General features: G+C 35.8%; 2 protein-coding genes and 2 pseudogenes. All 4 read left to right on the forward strand.

Going from position 1 to position 1,706, the window contains the following annotated elements; genetic code table 11:
• Positions 1–411, forward strand: a pseudogene (locus ACFIQE_RS10140) (filamentous hemagglutinin); the annotation flags it as partial.
• Positions 365–727: a hypothetical protein gene (locus ACFIQE_RS10145; protein ID WP_375707675.1), complete on the forward strand. Its 363-nt coding sequence runs from the start codon at positions 365–367 to the stop codon at positions 725–727. The pseudogene ACFIQE_RS10140 and the gene ACFIQE_RS10145, both read left to right, overlap by 47 nt.
• Before the next feature lie 8 nt (positions 728–735).
• A complete protein-coding gene (locus ACFIQE_RS10150) occupies positions 736–1,056 on the forward strand; it encodes an AAA family ATPase (protein ID WP_375707676.1) in 321 nt (106 codons plus the stop codon).
• A 119-nt stretch (positions 1,057–1,175) separates the two neighbouring features.
• Positions 1,176–1,609: pseudogene (locus tag ACFIQE_RS10155) on the forward strand (XRE family transcriptional regulator).
• The last annotated feature ends 97 nt before the right edge of the window (positions 1,610–1,706 follow it).

The raw sequence follows: 1,706 nt of genomic DNA on the forward strand, positions 1-1,706 counted from the left end.
GGATTAGAACTTTATGGACATAGTCGCGGGACAATGACATTGGGGAATATGCTGAATTCTTTCAAACAAGAAGGTGTGCACGGGATAGCCAACGAAAACACGACTATCAATCTCTATGGACCAGCCTTTAATGTTTTAGTTGCAGCCGGTCTGTTAGATTATGTGAGTGATGGCAAACAAACCACTATTGGCTTTGATGGGCATAGATATGACTTTGTAAGCAGAATTATTGGTGGCAATGGCTATACCTACGGGACACTCCCTGCTGGTAGTAACATGTGGAAAGAATGGTGGAGAGTGATCATGAATCCCATAAGTTCCCATACTTGTCTTGGAGATGCGAGCCAAGCATGTCGGTATGTTTATGGCTCATCCAATCGAGTGCAAAATAAGAAAAAATCTTGGTATTAGTTTTCAGGAAGATATTGTCGATTGTGATGACAACGATGCTGTTAAGCAGCGTATAGGATTGATCAATGGTTATTTGAAGTCAGTAGTGAAGGAAGGTTGGGTGGATATTACTGAAGGGAAGAGCCTTTTTGATGATTGTATAATAGAAAAATCTAATAGTGATCACGATACTGTCAGTGGTTTTGTAGATTATTGTTTACAAATTAAAGCAAATAACCTCTTTTTTATTTACATGAGAGAAGTAAAGGGTTTCGTTGGTTTTTTTGTTTTAAAGTTCTTACAGAAGTTCGCAGGCATAGAAGCAAAAATGGAATAGTTTTTTTATTGGATGAGCCAGCAAATAATTTACATATTCATCCACAGAGAAAAATATTAAGCTCCTTACAAACGTTATCGAGCATAAAGGGCAATAAAGTAATTTATTCGACGCATTCCCCTTATCTTATTAACGACGATAATTTGGATAATTTGTTTACCGTACGTAATGAAGCAAATGATTTTGAAGCGCCTCGAATTGTTTGTGAAAGATTTCTGGAATTAACTACATCTACTGAAGAAACTGTGAGGGCTGTTGAGCCTATTGTTCAAAAAACATGGATTACACACCTTGGAACAGGAGCTGATTGGATTATAAAAAAAATTTAATGGAGTTGCTGCTAATGCAAAGAAGGTAAATCACATTGCTGATTGCGTGAAACATATTATTGGTGGATAATTTTCTCAGTTTATGCCGTAAAGCTTATACCCTTACGCGTTTTATTTAAATGCTTACACCCTTTGGTAAAATTTTACGGAAACTTCGCATTGATCAATCCAAACGCCTCTTAGATATGGCTAAGAAATTAGACATATCTGTAGGATTTTTATCTTCTGTCGAGATTAGCAAAAAATCTGTTCCTGTAGGACTGGAGGAAAAGATCATAGAGCTTTATAGTTTAGATCAAGAGGTAGCAGAAATTTTGAAAAGAGAATCGGATTCTTATTGTAAAAGTTTCACTATAAAGTCTTCTGATACATTTAGATGTGAAGCTGTTGGTATGTTTGCTAGACTGATAAACATTATTTCACAAGAAGATTTAGAACTATTAAAAAATTGTTAGAGAAAGCTGGCAAAAAGAATGCGCTTTGTAAAGAAAAGAATAAAAATCATATTCCCCTAACTTTATTTAGGCATCCCTTATCTTTTAAAAATATATGAAGAATCAAAAACTTAATAGGAATATAAAGCTATATGGTGGGCGATGAGAGACTCGAACTCCCGACATCCTCGGTGTAAACGAGGCGCTCTACCAGCT

It is taken from the genome of Bartonella sp. AA1HLJMS (assembly GCF_042197445.1).
GTDB lineage: Bacteria > Pseudomonadota > Alphaproteobacteria > Rhizobiales > Rhizobiaceae > Bartonella.